The following is a 15,032-nucleotide window of genomic DNA, read 5'->3' as shown; positions in this document are numbered from 1 at the left end:
ATAAGCTTAGCTTGATAGCGATGTGACGGTACCCCTAAAAGATATTAAACAAATTATTAATATACTTACATCGACTATAAGAGAAAATATAGTCATAAAATCATTTAAGGGCATAAACATAACAAAGAGTGAAAATATTGCAGAAACAAGCGGGATAGAAATCTGTAAAATAGTTATCTCTCCATTTTTGTAAAGCTGATAAGATTTAAAAGAGATGATTAATAAAACAAAAGATGTCAGTACTAGTCCTAAATATCCCCAACCATCTTCAATAAACCAAGGTAAAAAGGACATTCGTGTTGTGAAAACAAATAAATTAAATATTAACATACCAATTATTACGATATTTAAAAAAAAGAAAAGGGTTGCTTTTTTCTTCATTTGAATCACTCTCCAAAATTTGATTTTGTATTTTTACTTTATTTAAGATTTTTGTTATAACATCGATTAGTGATCATTTAATACGTTTTTTCTGTGAATCTATTGTAATGATTTTGTTACTTCTATAAATCTTTTTTCAATTTCATCTAATTCAAATGAACTACATATCCTATGGTTTTCTTTATTTAAAATTCGATAATGTTGAGAAAGAATATTTTGTTGTATTTTATAACCATTTAACTCTCTTATTTGTCGCCACCATAGTTTTCCTCCTAAAGTTTTTGAGGAACTATTATTATAATGTGTAAAAGCAATTGTTTTGATAATCTCGTTAATATCGTCTCCAAAAGTCATCTGGATTATATCGCTATCTTCAAAAAGAGTGACAACACACACTGCACCTGTCCATGTGAGAGTACGTCTACCTTTTTCTATTTCTACTAAGGTTTTTTTTGATAAACCGATAACTTCAGACATTTTATCTTGTGATAAATCATTTTCAATACGGATGAGTTTTAATTTTCTACTTACTAATTGAATAAATTCTTGTTTATCCATAATATCTCTCCTTCTCTTGTGGTGTAATTTTACACTTTTTTTGTGATATGTATTTTTAAAAATATAAGTAGAAAACCCTTATAAAATTGGTATAAAACTAGTAGAAAATCCGTATAACAGTTATACTCATCGCACTCACACTTAAAAACAAGGGGAAAAATAAAACAACAATAACCTTTGTATCTATGGTTTTATTTTTTAATTAGAATTTTTCCCAAAAGATATTAAACAAATTATTAATATACTTACATTGACTATAAGAGAAAATATAGTCATAAAATCACTTAAGGTTAACATAACGAAGAATGAAAACATTGCAGAAACAAGCGGGATAGAAGTCTGTAAAATAGTTCTCTCTCCATTTTTGTGAAGCTGATAAGATTTAAAAAAGGTGATTAATAAAACAAAAGATGTCAGTAATAGACCTAAAGTTCCCCAACCATCTTCAATAAACCAAGGTAAAAAGCGTATTGATGATGTGAAAATAAATAAATTTAATATTAACATACCAATTATTACGTTATTTATAAAAAGATAATGGTTGCTTTTTTTCTTCATTTGAATCACTCTCCAAATTTTTATTTACTAATTGAATAAATTCTTGTTTATCCATAATATCTCTTCTTCTCTTATGGTGTAATTTTACACCATAAGAGAAGTTTTTCCTATATAAATGTAATTTCACACTTTTGTTTTGTGATATGTATTTTTAAAGGTTCTGGTGCAAATATATGAAGAATAACACGGAGAATAGTAGACTCCTAACGGAATCGTATTTTATACTATAGGTCCAAACACTTGGTGGATGAACTCTTTTTGATTTTGGACAGACTGGTTGGTCTTACCCCAGGCCCATCAAGCTAAGACTTTGAGACACCCCCATAGCAAAAACTTTACCTTTTTACAGTTATTTATGAGAATTCGGCTCATTTTTTTCTTTTTGGGGAACAATTAATTTCTTAAGTTGATGGCGACGGTGCCCCTATAGAAACATTAAATACCGATTATTCACTTTGCTTTTTCTTTTTGTCTTCATAATGTCTCTTATCTTCTTTATAAATATCTTCTTCTATGAGACCAACTTTATATTGAGCATCTAAAAACTGTATCTCCCCATCCCATATTTTGGTTGATAACTGATGGTGATTTTTACGTTGCTCTGCTGTTAAGTCATCCACACTTTTCGTCGGTTCTTTATTAGGATCATCAACAAGAATTCCATAATCTAGTTCTAATTTCTCCATTTGTTTATATAATCCATCTAATTGCTTTCTTTGTTTCATAATCGAATCTATTTCTGATTCTGTAATACTTGAATTTTGTGATTTGAAATGCGCTAACATTTCTTTAGAAATTTTAGTGTTGGTACCTGAATTTGCAACTGAAGAACCAGGTTTTCCTAGGACTATTACTCCTGTAGTTAAAATACCAACTAACGTTATTGCAATTGCTATTTTTTTATACTTTTTCATATTTGCTCCTTCTTTCTTTTTTAGTTCAATTGTTATAATTTTGTTACTTCTATAAATCTTTTTTCAATTTCATCTAATTCAAATGAACTATATACCCTATGGTTTTCTTCACTTAAAATTCGATAATGTTGAGAAAGAATATTTTGTTGTATTTTGTAACCATTTAACTCTCTTATTTGTCGCCACCATAGTTTTCCTCCTAAAGTTTTTGCGAAACTATTATTATAATGTGTAAAAGCAATTGTTTTGATAATCTCGTTAATATCGTCTCCAAAAGTCATCTGGATTATATCGCTATCTTCAAAAAGAGTGACAACACACACTGCACCTGTCCATGTGAGACTACGTCTACCTTTTTCAATTTCTACTAAAGTTTTTTTGGATAAACCGATAGTTTCAGACATTTTATCCTGTGATAAATTATTTTCAATACGGATGATTTTTAATTTTCTACTTACTAATTGAATAAATTCTTGTTTATCCATAATATCCCTCCTTCTCTTATTGTGTAATTTTACACTATAAGAGAATTTTTGTCTATATTGATGTTATTTTACACTTTTGTTTTGTGATATGTATTTTTTAAAACATATGTATAAAACCCTTATAAAATCGATATAAAACTAGTAGGAAAATAGTATAAAATCTGTGTAACAGTTACACTCACTGTCCCCCGCCAACCCGCATCATGATTGCTTTTTTCTTCGAAAATAATCAAACCACGCCCTCGCAACGAACCTTTTGAGAGAACGTGGTTTGATTTATGCTGATGATACGGGTTAGCGGGGGGCTATTTTTTATAGTTTTGATGAGATTAGGATTTAAATAGAGTGATTTTTATTTTAAGGGGCTTTACGGATTGTTTATTTTTTTGGTATTTTTGTGTGTGTGGAAAATTATAGAAGGATTAGAAGTCAATAAGGAGTGTCTGAAGGGTATATAGCAAGTTTAGGAGATGTTTGTTTTATAGATAAAAAGGGTGAAAAGTTAGGTAGTAATGCGGAATTAGAAAAGGGGGTACGGAAACGATTCAAAGAATCACCCGCCACATCTGACAAAATTCCCAATTTTGGCGGGTGATTGTTATTACACTTTGTCTTGTAGTTTCCTATATAAAGCCGATCTTGAAGCATTGGTAATTTGAGGCCTATAAGGGGTCGAGATAAAAGCACTAAGTAGCTTTAGACAAAGAACAAGCCAATTTCCTTAACGTACAGAAAATTGGCTTGTTGAGTTGTTACTGAATTCATTTAACCCTGACTTTCTTTTTTATTTTTATGTTGTGTAACGACGGCGAGCTTATGTCTTTCTATCTCAGCAATCTCATCAGCGGTATACCTAAAAATTTCAGATTCTTTTACTGGATTCGAAGTTATCGTTGCCAGTTTTCGCTTCTCTTCCGGTAGTGTATGAAAAAGTTTCTCTAGGTCAAAAGAAGCACTACCTAGTTTTATATTTGGAAACTCCTGTCTAATATATTTTAGAGCGAAAGGACTATTCATTTGACCACTATTGTCACTTTTTAAGTAATATGTTTGCCAATTCGTAAGCGCAATACCAGTATTCCCTTCATCTAATTGTTTTTGTGTAATATACAAAATATCATGTTTATATGGATCTGAGGCATCAGGATTTAAGTCCACTATTATACCAGATTGTTTAATCAGAAGTTGTTGACCATGTTTTATCGTTTTATATTCAACTTTCCCATCTTTATAGAAAATTTTAATTCTCTTAGAAAAGTTTTGGTTTTTATAATAATCATACACACTAATTCCAAATTCTCCTTTGTTAAAAGTAGGAGCTTTGTAAGCACGGTTTTCATTGTTAGCTAGATAATCATTTTTAGCACTTTGTTCGGATAAAAAAATAACAAAAGGCTCTTTTAGAAACGTATCATAGGTATCTTCAAATGTTGTAAGAATAGTTTCTTTTGTATCAACGTTTGCTTTCGCTTTATGTTTTGTAAATGGGTTTAAGCTGAATAAAATCCCCATCGCTATTCCTACAGGGGGGATTTTTTTTATACATCTCTTTATCTTTTCCTTCATGGATGTGCTCCTTACTTTTTAATTTATACTATTTCCAACATATTTACATTCATATCGGTAAGTTTATCTTAATTTAAATCCCTTTCAAAAGTCTTTCATAAATATTACAAAAACCTTTCATTGCTTCTCATACAAACACTTTAGGACTCTTGTAAGTAATCTCTTAAACTTGGACATACCGATAGAAATAAAAGGATTGATACTTAAGTAAACCACCGATCATACAGTGTAAAAATAAACTTTTTCGAGGGCCTAACACCATGAATCTCAAAAATATAAGTATGAGATTATTACTCGTACAATGATTTTTTTAGTACGTAACCTATTTATATCTTCCTCAAGGATGCTGTTCTTACCTTGGTTTGTTGAAGATAGTTTCGGTTTACTTGGAATTTTCATTACTACACCTTTATTATTGTTTATTCGTGTAACTATGACATATCTTAAGAAAAGACCTTTGTATAACAAGAACGAGACAAACTATTCCTTTTAGTTATTATTGATTTATTAAAATAAAAATTGAGATCCAAAAAACCAGAAAGGTCGGCACTTTACCAGCCTTTCTGGTTTACTACTTAATTCATTTTATAAATGAAAATTTTGTTATGGGGATACTTAAAAATCTTCGGTTAATGAGCATGGGGCCAAGCTGAAAAAATATATAACATCGTATAGAATTCAGAATTTTATACGATGTTACTGTAAGATTTTTGTAACATTTATGAAAGACTTTTGAAAGAAATTTATACTAAGATAAATTTCGGAACGTTAAAGTCAGTTTAATAAATAGAAAAATAGGGTAGCACAAAGTGAGGAGCACAATTATGAATGGAAAAGCAAAAAAAAGTATGCGAAAAGTCCTTCCTGTAGGGATTGCAATGGGGATTTTATTCAGCACCAGCCCAGTAACAGAACATAAAGTGAAAGCAGATGTTGATACGTTCGGAACGATTGTTACAACATTTGGAAGTATTTATGACGCATTTGGTAAAGAGGCTTTTACTAAATATTTAGAAGATGCTAATGCAAAAAGTAGTTATAACAATTTTTATGAAAATATTACTTATATGGCTCCTACTTTTAAAAAAGGAGAGTTTGGGATTACTGTATTTGATTACTATAAAAATCAAGATTTTAGCCAGAAGGTTAAAATTGCTTATCCCAATGGAAAAGTTGAATATAAAACAATTAAGCATGGACAACAACTTCGTATTAAGGACGCTGGTACAATAGTAGATTTAACTCCTGATGAACCAGAACTATCTAAACATAATATGATGTATATTACGCAAAAACAATTAGATGAAGGAAAGACGGGCGTTTCACTTACGAATTTCAAAACTTATTATCTAGAAAGTGACAATAGTGGTCGTAGAAATGAACTAGGATGGAAATTTATAAAACAACATTTCCCAAATGCTTATCATCCTCAAAGCGGTTTGGCTAATATCGGTGTTAATGAGGATGAACTTTTCAAAAAATTACCAGAAGACAAACGAATGCTAGGAACAAGTACTTCAAAGACAGTGGGCAAAGAGGTTCTTTCTAATTATGTTACGAATGACTCTGAAGCTCTTGCAGATTTTAATAATCGATTACCTGATATATTGGCGGATCGTACTAGTATCCTAGAGACGCCTATTTCACTAACGTTTAGTAAACTAAATGACGGTAAACCTTATCAAATTATCCCCTATAAAAAAGGGACGAATAAAGTATTGGTAAAAACAGGGTCAAAATATCTTTCAGGGAAAGAAGGAAATGCACTTCAATATTCCGATTCGATTGGTGATGATGAAGTGTTTGAACTTGTTCAGACAGGCAATTCTCATGATAATAAATTCCAGTTCCATTTAAAAAACAAGAATGGAGTAAGTTTGGCTGGTAATTTAAACGTTCAACGATTTGGTACTGATTGGAGTTTCAAATCTGAAATTCGCTTCACTGAAAAAAGCAACAATGAAATTCATAACTGGTTAAGAGAGTGGTATCCAGGTAAAGAAAATGAGAAACAGAAGTATGACGGAATACAGATAATAGATGATGAAAAGGATCCTACTAAAAAGATTGCAAAAGATTCATCTGGAACCGTAATAAAAAACAGTTGGGTGAACAACGGTGGCAATCAGTATTATGCAGGCTCTGATGGAATTCTCTTGACAGGTTGGCATGAAGTTGAGGGAAAGACATATTATTTTGGCTTGTATGAAGGATTAATCAATACAAATGGATTCGAGAATGATGGGAAGTACTACAACTTCAATGACGATGGTTCTGTGCTACAATCAGCATGGAAGGAAGATCAAAATGGTCTACACTATTCTGATGCTTCTGGAGCAATTATTAAAGAAGGTTTGCGAGAAATTGATGGTAAAATTTATTATTTCCAAAATTACAATGCAAATAAAAAAGAAATACGTCTAGAAGATCAAAATATCATTCTTCACTTTTCTGACAAAGGCGCACTTGAGAGAGTTTCTATGCTAAATGGAGAAGAGCTAAGTAGCACTATAACTCCTGTTTCGTTTGAAGACAAAGAGTTAATATTTGAAAGAGATGGTTCCATTAGAAAAAGCGGGATCTCTAAAACCTTTTTACCTGGATTGTTTGATGAAAAAGAGCAACCTGTATTGGTATATTACAGCTTAGAAGAAGGGCGTTACTATACCGGTTGGAAGGAAGTTGATGGTAAAAAATACCATTTCGATGATGGCAGACACTTTACTTTCGATGGTCATGAAACCATTGATGGAATAAAATATTATTTTAATCATGAAGGAGAAGCTAAGCAGACAGGTTTAGTAAAAACTAATGGTAAAACATACTATTATAATGATAAAGGTGAAATGCAAACAGGCTGGCAAAAAATCAATGATAAATGGCATAGCTTCGAGAGTTCTGGAGAAGCTACGGTAGGAAAATTCACAGCTTGGGCACGCTCCACTTCACAGTTTGGATGGTTCGATTACTATGCTAAAGAAAATGGCGAGATTTATGTAAACGAAACTGTTTCTCTTCCTACAAAACATGGAAATAAAAATCATACCTTTGATAGTTATGGACATTTTACGATAGACTGGAACAGTTAAGATCACATAAAAACTATAAATAGGTGTTAAAAAATATAAAATAAAACAAGAAATTATAAGACTGCAAGGCTTTTTTTCAGAAGGCTTTGCAGTCTGTTTATATTATCGCGCACGGTAGTATAAAAATTGATAATGATTTTTTAGAAATTATAGACGATTTTTGTTCATGATTATAATAACAACTAAAAAATGATTGAGAAAAATTCAACATATACATAATAAGTGGAGGTAAATATAGTGGCTTTAAAAGTATTACTTATCGTTATTGGTGTAGCATTAATTTTATCGAGTATATATAAAATGAAGAAGTATGATGCATTCGTAGGAAAAACTCAAACAAGAAAAAATCTTTTCAACTTGCTAATTAATGGACAGAGTTCTGGCATAGGACAATTATTAAGTGGGATTGTGTGTATCGTTTTAGCAATCGTAGCCTTTATAATTAAATAATTTGCAAATAAAGGAGCTAAGATATAGAATCTAGCTCCTTTTATTATGATAAAGTCTTTAGGCAAAAACAAAGATTTTTTTAAAAAATGGACATAGTCTCTTTGGGTTCTGATCAACAGAACTTACTCGAACATAACCTATTTTTCTCATATTTTACTCTCCTATTTTGAAACAAGTCATATGAGACATACTGAAGTACCATTATATCAGGATCAACAAACCATCTTTAATTTGTGAATGAATAGTATTCAATTTTTTCTTCGCTAGTTTGAATATCTTTAATTTTTATTTGGTAGGTAACCATGTTACTATTGCGGTATTTACCTTCTTAGCGCAACAGCTGGCTCAGTATGAATAAGCTTATGACTTGCTATTATGCTTATTACGATGATAACAATAACTGTCACAAGAATAGAAAGCATCATTTGAGGTATCGTGATAACTAGGCTTAACCCAAAAGTAATACTTACAAGATAGACGCAACTGATTAAGACAGCATTAAAAACAGCTGCCATTCCCGATAACAACATATTTTCGCAGGTTATCATTCTTCGTATTGTACCTTTACTAAAACCTAGTGCAGATAACAGTCCTAATTCCCTATATCTCGAATTTTGTAATTTAACAAGCAGAATAACACTGATAAAGAGACCAATTGCTAAAATCAAAATAGATACTACTAAGAACAGACGGCTAAGGCTGTTAAAGGTATTTTGTAAGGCTGCAATTTCGCTTGAAACATTTTTACTGTCTATATCTTTTGCCTTCAGCATTTCACTCACAGAAACAATATCATCAAAACTTGTCACATCATAACTAATTGAATAACATTTTTTATCCTTATTATTCTTATAAAACTTCTGTTCAACATCACTGCTTACAATGAAATCATCATAGCCAGCATTAAAGATACCGCTTATCTTCAACTTGTACTCTTTTCCTTCATACTTTAATGTGAGTTTTTGACCAATTAAACCTTTGAAATTATTATTGAATTTTTTCGCAAGGCTTGGGGTAAGGGATATTTCATTAGCTCCTCTTTTTGGCATAGTTCCATAAGACATGCTTTCGGTAGCCTTTGGCGTTGGATATTTCTCAATCATTGTTTCAGATTTATCTTCTATGCTTAAAGACACATTATCAATTTTGTATTGATAATAAACATTTTCGATACGCTGATCAGATTTTAACAGTTGAAAAACTGTTCCGTCATCTTCCCCTTTGATGTAGCCATTGTTAAAGGCGGTGTTTTTTCCTTTGAAATCAGCAATAGACTGTTCCAGAATATTCCCTGAAGATAAGGACAACATAAAGGCAAGAATGCCGATAGAAATGGCTAAACTGACCAACATGTATCGCATGAAATGTACTTTGAAATTTTTAAGTCCTCTTTTAAAAGTAGAAACTCTTGCAGTCGGATTAAATGTAACCTTATGTTCGCTTTTTTCAGTGCCTTTAACCACTTTATTATCAGCAACAATTCTACCATTTTCGATAGACATTACCTCATCAGCGAAGTCACAGATTTTTTGATCGTGTGTGATGACTATGACTAAACAGTCTTTTGATATTTCTTTCAAAATCTTCATTATTTCCGTTGAATTGCTACGGTCTAACGCTCCAGTTGGTTCATCTGCCAAGATAATTGATGGATTGTTAATTAACGCTCTTGCGATGGCAACTCTTTGCTTTTGACCACCTGAAAGATTTTCTATATTTTCATTTGCCTTTGATGACAATCCAAGTTGATTTAATAGTTTCTCAGCATTATTGATGTATTCTGCTTTCCCCACAGGATGTAACTCTGAGGAAAGCAAGATATTTTCAAGCACGGTATGTCCACTTAAAAGATGATAGTTTTGAAAAACAAAGCCGATATTGTCCCTTCGATATGCACAAAGCTCATCTACTTTCATTCTACTAATTGATGTATCACCTACGGATATTTCACCGTCATAGGTGCTGTCAAAGCCAGCAAGCATATTAAGAAGCGTACTTTTACCGCTACCTGAAGCACCTACAAGGCATATGAGTCCTTTTCTTGGAAAAGCAAAACTCATATTGTCAAAAATAAGTGTTTCATCATACTTTTTTGTAAGATTTTTTATCTGTATCATTATCGATCACCAGTCCTAAGCGCTGTGGATACATTGACTTTAACAAAAGTAGAGATAGTTACTCCAAATGCCACAACTGCAACTCCCAGTAACAAAAGTACACCTGTGAACAGCATTTTTGCATTTAAAATATCAACACTAAACTGGGCTTTGGTTACCCAATTGATAAGTGGAGAGGTGACAAGCAAGAAAAGAATTGCCGTAGCCATTGCAATGACTGTTTCACTGAAAATGAGTAAGCTTAAATGCTTGTTATTATAACCGCTGATCTTATAAATGGCATATTCTCTTTTTCTCATAATGCCTGTAATAAGAAAGATCGCCATTACCATCACACCTGATAAAAGAGTAATACTAAGGCTTGCAGATTCAGTTTGTTCGGTCGTTTGTGCATTAAGTCTTACAATGTCCTCAACTCGTTCAAAATCGCCAATAGGAACGATACCTTTTGAATTTAACTCATCTTTAATAGAAATCATATCTGCTGGAGTTTTTGCACGAATGATAAAACCCATCTTTTCAGAACGGATTTCCGCTTGTTTTCTCATTTCACCGAGTGCAGTTTTACTAAAAAAGAAAGCATCATCAATGTATTGTTCCATCGTCTTTCCTTCATATTCATATACTAAATTTGCATCAATTACACCAACGATCTTTGCCTTTATTGAAACGTCTTTTAATAAAGGTTCACCACTTTCCAGATTATACATGGAACTATTGAAGGTGATCTCTTTTCCAATTGCTTGTTCATTATCGATACCTAATTTTTTCACAAAGCTTTCAGGAACAACAACCTCATTACTGTTTCCCATAGGCATTTTACCCGATAAAAGTTTGTTAATGTGAGGTACGCTACCAGTACTTTCAACTTTGTATTCTTTTCCATCAACATTGACATTTATATTCTTAATATTGTCTGGTATAAGCACTCCAAATCCAACTCGCTTATCATGTACAAATTGTTCATATAATCCACCTATGTTCTGTGTTACATCTGCCTTTGGTCCCTCATCGTTATTTCCCTCTGTACCGCTTGCACTTGTAAAATTATCAACTACGGTAATGTTCAATATTCCTTTATCATAAGTATCCAATAATTTATCAAACTCTGCCTGACTGCTGTTGTTAATTACACCATTCACTGTTGTAAGCAATAGGATCGCCGCAACCATAAGAGAGAGAGTTGCAACCGCAAAACGCCCAAATTTACTTTTTATATTAGATTTTGCAAGTGACAAAGAATTTTCCAGCGATAACTTAGGACGATTTTTCATTGTAAGTGTAGGCGTTTTTGTAAATGGAATTTCTGACTTTGAAATAAGCTTGCCCTTATCCAGTTCAAATATATGAGCCTCTTCAGAAATTAAAGATGTATCATGGATTACAACAATAACTGTTCGATTTTTAGAAATAGCTCTTAAAATATCCATTGTTATTTTTGCGTTTTTTCCGTCTAAAGCACTTGTGGGTTCGTCAGCAATAATGACTTTTGGATTTTTCATAAGTTCTCGTGCAATGGCAACACGCTGTTTTTGACCACCTGAAAGTTTTTTCACCTTTGTGTGTGCTAAGTTAAAAATCTTTAGATCTTTAAGGATTTTTTCAGCATTCTCTATATTTTTTTCACCCTTTAGATACTCTGACAACAGTACATTGTCTAAAACCGTAGCATCCTCAATTAAGTTAAAATCCTGCCATACAAAGCCAAATATGTTGTTGTAAAAATAACTTTTTTCATTGGCAGATAAATCTTTTATATTTTTACCGCGATACAGTACCTCTCCATCAAAGTCTTGTTCCATACCACTCATGATTTTAAGAAGTGTGGTTTTACCACTGCCCGAAGAACCAACAATAAAGTTCAGTCCTTTGTTAATATTCATTGAGACGTTGTATAAAGCGAATTCACTTTTATACTGCTTCGATACATTTTTTATTTCAAACATTAACTTTATCCTCCATGAATTTATTTCTTCACAAGTGATAAAACTTCTTGATACTATTTTAATTAACTGTACAACGAAACTTCCCACTTGATTGGATAGTGTCATTTTACAGCAACCGATGTTAAATCCCTGTTAAGAAAATGCAAATATGCACAAAAAAATACAGAGCTTTAAAATATGAGGGTCATCCTCTATTCAAAGCTCTGTATTTACATTTTGCTTGATTTCATTTTATTTAGCGTTACCGTAAAGCAAGTACCACCTGTTTCGTTGTCACTAACAGTAATAGTGCCTTTATGCTTTTTAACGATGGTTTCTACAATCGAAAGCCCCAAGCCTGCTCCGCCCATTTCACGGGAACGAGATTTATCAACACGATAAAATGGTTCAAAAATATTTTTCTTATCGATTTCAGAAATGCCTATACCTGTATCCTTTACAGTGATTAAAATCTTTTCAGCAGATCTACCCGATACTCCAATAGTGACGCTTCCACCATTCACATTATATTTTATACCGTTTTCAACAAGGTTATAAAACGCACGGTAAAGTAAATCTATATTCCCATGAATAACGCTGTTATCACCATTCAAAGACAATTGGACATTCTTTTCTTTAGCAATACCAGAAAGCTCGAAGATAATATCTTCAAATAAGTCTTCCGTAGTAATATTATTCTGTTGGATTATTTCATCCATATTGCTCATATCTAAAAGATTACCTACCAAACCTCTTAATCTGCTTGTCTGTTTTTCAATAACCGTAATAAGTGTGTGATACTCCGCCCTTGTGTGTTCATTTTTCTTTTTAAACACATCCACCTTTGTTTGCAAAACCGTAAGGGGAGTTCTAAGCTCATGTGCTGCACTTGCTGAAAACCGTTGTTGCATTTCAAAAGCAGCGTTTAGCTGATCAGTCATATTATTAAAGGAACCTGTAAGTTCCGCTATTTCATCTTTAGTAGGTGGTACGTCCAATATCCTGGAAAGATTATGGGCATTGATGCTTTTGACTTGTTCGTTTAGATGCTTAAGTGGTTTCAAAGCCTTTCCAGATAAATAATATGTTAAACCTCCACCAGCCAAAATGATAATCATTGCATATAGGATACTTTCCATACGGAAATTTACTTTTGCGTAATTTACATCTTGGTTCATATCCAATGGTGGGTATCTGTTGATTCCTTCTGCACCAACGCTTCCCTCCTCAACAATAGTTTCTTCCTCGCCAATGGGTTTAGCAGGTGTCGTTTGAGTAGCCTCAATGGTTTCTGCCATTATGTTGGCAGAAAAATTGAGAATAAATGTAAGTCCAATACAGCATACTGCCAAAAGTACAGAAATAATTAAAGTGAGTCGCCAACGGAGCGATAGTTTTTTAATCATCATTTTTATCACCTTTTTGAGTAATAAAATACCCTTGGCCAATTCTTGTTTCAATCGGATCATAATTTAGAATTGCTTTCAACTTTTTCCTTAATGTTGCAATGTGGACACGAATAGCACCGCTAAAGCTATCTGCATTTTGATCCCAAATATGTTCAATCATTTCTTCTTGGCTTATGACTCTGTCTTTATTGAGTAAAAAATACTCAAGTAAAGCAAATTCTTTTTTTGTAAGGGAAAGTTTCTCATTACATACAAAAGCAATGCGCTTTGATAAATCTATGTTGATATCTCCACAGGAAACAAAACTGCTTGCCTGGATAAATCTCCTCCTTAACAATCCTCGAATTCTCGCTTCCAATTCTGCAAAATCAAAAGGTTTTGCAAGATAATCATTCGCTCCAAAGTCCAAACCTTTTACTTTATCGTTCACACTATTTCTTGCACTTAATATCAGTACCTTTAGTTCTGGCTTTTCATCTCTTATTTTTTCTAGGACCTCCAACCCATCCATTTTAGGTAGATTAAGATCCAGAACAACCAAATCATAATTTTCTATATATAAAAGTTCATACGCATCTTCGCCGTTATCACAGGTCTCCACCACATATCCATCTATTTCAAGCCCCTCTTTGATGGAGTGCTGTAAATCAAGTTCATCTTCCACAATGAGAATTCTCATTTTTAAAATCACCTCGTTTTTTAGTATACGCAAGCCAATGTTAAATCTTTGTTAAGATTCATGGCTTTACCTGCTCCTTTTTTATTAAAAAACTAATTCCTTATAACTCATACACTTCCTAATTTTCAATAGATTTCTATTTAACTTAATCCATTAACTTTCTCTTTCGAATTATAAGGGGAAATCCTCCTATTATTAAAACGTAATTACATTAAACATCGAGGGAGAAATCCCTTTGTACTAGATAATTTCAAATTACTTACTAAGTCTAATACTTTATTTAAATAAAAATCCTTCATACGAAATGAAACTAAGTCACCAGTATAAATCTTAATCTTATTAAACCAAAGAAGGTAAGAAGAGAAAAATCTAATTAGGTCAACGACATTCAATCTAAAATAGTTTTTAAATTGAACATTAAAATACATAGTAAGGGGTTTTGAGTGTTATTGCCGTTTCTGTTCCGTTACTACACAAACCCCTTATCCAACTGTTGCAGCATACGTGAAATTGTCATCTGAACTAAGCAAGGAAGAAATATTCAAACATTATAATAACAATGAATTTGAGATATATTTTGAAGGTGATGAAACAATCGAAAAGAATAGTGAAGGTAAAATCTGGTACGAAGAAAAAAATCAACGGGAGAAAATTTGAATGGTAAAAGCAATAAAGAACATCCAATCCAATTCATCATTCAAAGTAGAACAGAGTTTAGCTATCCATTCTTTATAGATTTTTATTAAGAAGTCAGGGTAAATGATCTTCCATCGAAGATCATTTTTTCAGTACCGATAACGATAATTATGTAAATGAGCTGTCCAAATGGATGGCTTATTTTATTTTTTGCTTAGCGTGGTTTTTTTCCAAAATGCTGGCGGTACCCCATCGCTATCAAGCT

General features: G+C 32.4%; 12 protein-coding genes. 2 read left to right on the top strand and 10 right to left on the bottom strand.

Going from position 1 to position 15,032, the window contains the following annotated elements; all coding sequences use genetic code 11:
- Positions 1-6: 6 nt before the first annotated feature.
- From COI75_RS16710 to COI75_RS16685, 6 genes are all read right to left on the bottom strand, one after another.
- Positions 7-381, bottom strand: a complete 375-nt coding sequence (locus COI75_RS16710; protein WP_098448490.1) for a hypothetical protein — start codon at positions 379-381, stop codon at positions 7-9.
- A 99-nt stretch (positions 382-480) separates the two neighbouring features.
- Entirely contained in the window at positions 481-939 is a 459-nt protein-coding gene (locus COI75_RS16705; RefSeq protein WP_098448489.1) for a helix-turn-helix transcriptional regulator, read from the bottom strand.
- A 198-nt stretch (positions 940-1,137) separates the two neighbouring features.
- Complete coding sequence (locus tag COI75_RS16700) at positions 1,138-1,497, bottom strand: hypothetical protein (protein WP_002144463.1); 360 nt, start codon at positions 1,495-1,497, stop codon at positions 1,138-1,140.
- Between the two features lie 446 nt (positions 1,498-1,943).
- The gene (locus COI75_RS16695) at positions 1,944-2,411 is read right to left on the bottom strand and encodes a hypothetical protein (protein WP_064056675.1); all 468 of its coding nucleotides are present in this window, start codon (positions 2,409-2,411) and stop codon (positions 1,944-1,946) included.
- A gap of 32 nt (positions 2,412-2,443) precedes the next feature.
- A complete protein-coding gene (locus COI75_RS16690) occupies positions 2,444-2,896 on the bottom strand; it encodes a helix-turn-helix domain-containing protein (RefSeq protein ID WP_064056676.1) in 453 nt (150 codons plus the stop codon).
- A gap of 765 nt (positions 2,897-3,661) precedes the next feature.
- Positions 3,662-4,462 (bottom strand): hypothetical protein, encoded by an 801-nt coding sequence (locus COI75_RS16685; protein WP_098448488.1) that lies wholly within the window; start codon positions 4,460-4,462, stop codon positions 3,662-3,664.
- Between the two features lie 824 nt (positions 4,463-5,286).
- Here COI75_RS16685 and COI75_RS16680 point away from each other — a divergent pair.
- Positions 5,287-7,551: an N-acetylmuramoyl-L-alanine amidase family protein gene (locus COI75_RS16680; RefSeq protein ID WP_098448487.1), complete on the top strand. Its 2,265-nt coding sequence runs from the start codon at positions 5,287-5,289 to the stop codon at positions 7,549-7,551.
- Between the two features lie 237 nt (positions 7,552-7,788).
- Positions 7,789-8,001, top strand: coding sequence for a hypothetical protein (locus tag COI75_RS16675; protein ID WP_098448486.1), 213 nt, complete (start codon positions 7,789-7,791; stop codon positions 7,999-8,001).
- A 320-nt stretch (positions 8,002-8,321) separates the two neighbouring features.
- Here the strand turns inward: COI75_RS16675 and COI75_RS16670 are convergent, their stop codons facing one another.
- The 4 genes from COI75_RS16670 to COI75_RS16655 all read right to left on the bottom strand — a co-directional run bounded on the left by COI75_RS16670 (position 8,322) and on the right by COI75_RS16655 (position 14,131).
- The gene (locus COI75_RS16670; RefSeq protein ID WP_098448485.1) at positions 8,322-10,118 is read right to left on the bottom strand and encodes an ABC transporter ATP-binding protein/permease; all 1,797 of its coding nucleotides are present in this window, start codon (positions 10,116-10,118) and stop codon (positions 8,322-8,324) included.
- Positions 10,118-12,064, bottom strand: coding sequence for an ATP-binding cassette domain-containing protein (locus tag COI75_RS16665; protein WP_098448484.1), 1,947 nt, complete (start codon positions 12,062-12,064; stop codon positions 10,118-10,120). Before COI75_RS16665 ends, COI75_RS16670 begins: the two co-directional genes overlap by 1 nt.
- Before the next feature lie 209 nt (positions 12,065-12,273).
- Entirely contained in the window at positions 12,274-13,452 is a 1,179-nt protein-coding gene (locus COI75_RS16660) for a sensor histidine kinase (protein WP_176535591.1), read from the bottom strand.
- A complete protein-coding gene (locus tag COI75_RS16655) occupies positions 13,442-14,131 on the bottom strand; it encodes a response regulator transcription factor (protein ID WP_098448483.1) in 690 nt (229 codons plus the stop codon). Before COI75_RS16655 ends, COI75_RS16660 begins: the two co-directional genes overlap by 11 nt.
- Positions 14,132-15,032: the final 901 nt, after the last annotated feature.

This window comes from Bacillus cereus (assembly GCF_002564555.1).
In the GTDB taxonomy this organism is placed as follows: Bacteria; Bacillota; Bacilli; order Bacillales; family Bacillaceae_G; genus Bacillus_A; species Bacillus_A cereus_K.
Note: the sequence above shows the minus strand (reverse complement) of the source record. Positions and strands in the feature narration are given on the sequence as shown.